Raw genomic sequence first — 3,737 nt, 5'->3', positions numbered from 1 at the left:
CAAAGATACTCCAGACCTTTTTCCTGTACACGAGGGTTTGTCCGCCAAAATCGATCTTCAGGGAATCGGGAAAATTGTCTTTCACTACTTTTTTATACATGCCTTTGATATCATCCATAGTGTCCCCCAGGTTTTAGAAATCAGCCACTCAGCTCTTCAACAGCTTAAGAAGCACTCCGGCCATGTTTTTCACGTCGAGTCCCTCAGCCTCGTACGCCTCTTCCGCCTCTCCCGATACACCGTAACCTTTCACCCCGAAGGACTCCATCCTTCCCTTGTAGCCCTTTTTCAATAAATACGCAGCGATACAGGGCGCGATGCCTGTAAGAACGTTGTGGTCCTCGTAGGTGACAATCACCGGCAGGGTGAGAAGCCGGGACATTACCTCTTCGTCGGTCTCCTTCGGGCATGCCATATTGATTACGCCCATGAAAAGGCCCTCTCTTTCAAGAGCCCGGGAGATATCCATTCCTTTCGACACCATCCCGCCGTAACATATGATAGCCCCGTCCTTTCCTTCCTTTACTATATCCATCTTTCCATATTCGAAGGTATAGCCATCGTCATAAAGGGCCTTGTCACCACTGCCGCTTATCACGGGCCACCGGGAGCGTCCCATGGCGATCAGGAAATTCCCCTTTGTCGTGGCCGCATAGCGCACCGCCCTGTCAGTCTGGTTCGGGTCCGCAGGTACGATTACCTTCAGATTATGCAGATTGGCTGCCAGGCTTATGTAGTCGACGCACTGGTGGGTTTTTCCGTCCTGCCCCACGTCAAGGCCCACATGGGTCAGAATCAGCTTGAGGTTTGCGTTATTGATATCGTTCAGCCTTTGCTGGTTGTATGTCTCGTCGATACCGAAGGCCCCGAAATCGGCAAAGAATGTGAGGAAGCCATCGGTAGACAGGGCGCCCGAGACGGTAGCCGTGTTATGCTCCTGAATGCCGCCCTGGAAAAAATATTGAGGGAAGGCTGCCGCGAAATCGGCGGTTTTCACGGAGCCGGCCAGATCGCAGTCAAAGACGCAGACCGTGCTCCCTTTGCCGATATTTCTCTCTCCTATATCTTTTAATGCTTTACCGAAGGCGGACCTGTTGTCCATCTTCGCTTCATTCCCATAAGTGATAGGCTCTCCCGGGTCCACCACGAGCTCCTTTTCCAGGATGCTCTTTCTCCATGTCCACGTGCCTCGGCGCTTTACCTGGTATTCGGCAAATCCATCCTCGATTCCCAGTGCACTCATGGCCTCCTTATACTCCTTCTCGTTAAGGGGGCTCCCGTGATACTTCTCCTTGTTCTCCATAAGGGGGATGCCCTTACCCATTACAGTGCGGGCAATCACGCAGGTGGGACTCCCGCTGTTCCTCGTCTTCTTCAGGGCCCGATAAATATCGTCGTAGTCGTGCCCGTCGATCTCCAGCACATCCCAGCCGTCGGAGAGATAATTTTCGATTACGTTCTGAGGCATTACGCAATCGATGGCGCCGCTTATCTGGAGTCCGTTGAAATCGATCAAGGCAGTCATATTGGAAAGACCGAATTTCTTCGCAAACCTTCTGGCTTCGGATATCTGTCCTTTCTGCTGCTCACCGTCCCCCATGAGTACATAGACGTGAGAGTCTTCACCACGCATTTTCGAGGCCAGGGCAAAGCCGCAACCGGCCGATAACCCTTGGCCGAGATTTCCGGTGGACCAGTCGATATAGGGGATGCCCTTCACCACGTGCCCCTCGAAGGGGCTGCCCGCTTTCCTGAAGAATGCGACCACCTCTTCCGCGGGGAGATGGCCGAGCCTCGCGAGACTCGCGTATACTCCCGGAGAGGTATGGCCGTGGCTGATTACGAAACGGTCCCTCGCCTCACCGCTCAGTTGCGCGTAAGAGAAAAGCACGAGGTAGAGATCGAGGGACGATATGGACCCTCCCGGGTGACCCGAGCCCGCGAGCCTGGTCATGGTGATGATATCACCCTTCGCGATACGTGATAACTCAGCTAAATCCTGTGATTCTTTTTCGGTAAGTCTTTCCTTCTCAAACATCTGCCATTCCTCCCAACCAATAGTTGCAATAATCCCGTATGAGACACCTGTTGCATTCAGGCTTCCTCGCCTTACAAACATAACGGCCGTGAAGGGTGAGAAGGAGGGAAAAACGCGTCCACTCTGTTTCAGCGACCAATTTTTTCAAGTCGATTTCGATCTTTTCCGGGTCTTTGTTGCTCGTCAGCCCTACCCTGTTGGCGACTCGTATCACATGGGTCTCGACCACCATGGCGGGCTTTCCGAAGGCCGCCCCCACGATCAGGTTTGCCGTTTTCCGCCCGATGCCCTTGATGGTGGCAAGAGTATCCACGTCCTCGGGAATATGTCCCCCGAAGCGTCCGAGAATCTCCGATGCGATATTTTTCAGGGCCTTTGCCTTGTTCCTGTAGAATCCGGTGGGCCTAATGTCCTCCTCCAATTCTTCAAGAGGAGCCTCAAGATATGCATTCAAGTCACCGTATTTTTTGAAAAGAGACAAAGTGACCCTATTTACCCTTTCATCGGTGCATTGGGCCGACAGGACCGTGGCCACCATAAGCTCCAGCGGGGTTTTGAAGTGAAGCTCTACTCTTGCCCCGCCGTGCATCTTTTCGAGGTTATCTATGATCGACCCTATGTCTTTTTGCATATCGGAGCCTTTTAAACGTATCTTTTATATCATTTACATCCCGCGTGTTCAATATATCTTTGCTCTCCTGCCACCCCTTGCGGGCAATGTGAACGCCGTATACGATTTCTCCCAGGCCCGAAGCCGAATGGGCATCGGGATTGATGGAGACCATGACGCCCCGCTCCTTTGCATACTTCAGGTAGCGCCAGTCTATATCGAGACGGTAACGGCTTGCATTCAATTCGATTATCACCGAATTTTCCGCCGCCTTATCGATCACGCGGTACATATCCACATTATACCCGTCCCGTGAAAGCAGAAGGCGTCCGGTCGGGTGTCCCAGCATGGTGGTGTAGGGGTTCTCGAGGGCCCTCACTATTCTCGCCTCCATTTCCTCCTTTTTCATGGTAAACCCCGAATGGACCGAGGCCACAACAAAATCGAAGCCCTCGAGCAGCTCGTCGTCATAATCGAGACTGCCGTCCGGGAGAATGTCGCTCTCGATGCCTTTGAAGATATGAAAATCGGGATATCCCTCCCTCAGCCCGTCTATCGCCTCCCATTGTCTGCGCACATCATCGGGCTTGAGTCCCTTCGCGTAATAGGCGCTCTTGCTATGGTCCGCGATCCCGAGGTAGGAGAAACCCATCCTTCGCGCCCCCTCGACCATCCGTTCCAATCCGTCCATACCATCGCTGAAGCTGGTATGGACGTGGAAGGTCCCGCGGAGGTCTTCGAAAGTCACGAGGCGGGGGATCGCATCTTCGGCCGCGGCCTCCACCTCCCCCATATCTTCCCGCAGCTCGGGCGGTATATATGAGAGACCCAGGGCACGGTATACCTCTTCCTCGTCACGGCAGGCGATGAGGCTCTCTTCTTCGAAGAGTCCATATTCATTCAGCTTCCAGCCCCTTTTTTTTGCGACTCCTCTCAGTTTGACGTTATGCTCTTTGCTGCCCGTGAAATAAAGAAGGGCATAGGGGAAGGCCTTTTCTTCGACGACCCTCAGATCCGCCTCGATACCGGAGACGAGACGGCACGAGGTCTTTGTATCTCCCCGGAGAAGCACCTCTTCCACTTCAGCGG

At 53.4% G+C, this 3,737-nt stretch carries 3 protein-coding genes; all 3 read right to left on the bottom strand.

Going from position 1 to position 3,737, the window contains the following annotated elements:
• Positions 1-148 precede the first annotated feature (148 nt).
• Positions 149-2,038 carry a transketolase gene (locus VGJ94_18610; GenBank protein HEY3278635.1) on the bottom strand — a complete coding sequence of 630 codons (1,890 nt, stop codon included), beginning with the start codon at positions 2,036-2,038 and terminating at the stop codon, positions 149-151.
• A complete protein-coding gene (gene nth / locus VGJ94_18605) occupies positions 2,031-2,669 on the bottom strand; it encodes an endonuclease III (GenBank protein HEY3278634.1) in 639 nt (212 codons plus the stop codon). The genes VGJ94_18610 and nth overlap by 8 nt, the downstream gene beginning before the upstream one ends.
• On the bottom strand, positions 2,638-3,737 hold a 1,100-nt coding region (locus tag VGJ94_18600; GenBank protein ID HEY3278633.1), incomplete at its 5' end, for a PHP domain-containing protein. The genes VGJ94_18600 and nth, both read right to left, overlap by 32 nt.

Source organism: Syntrophorhabdaceae bacterium (assembly GCA_036504895.1).
GTDB lineage: Bacteria > Desulfobacterota > Syntrophorhabdia > Syntrophorhabdales > Syntrophorhabdaceae > PNOM01.
The sequence above is the reverse complement of the archived record's forward strand: the minus strand, read 5'-3'. Positions and strand labels throughout refer to the sequence as shown.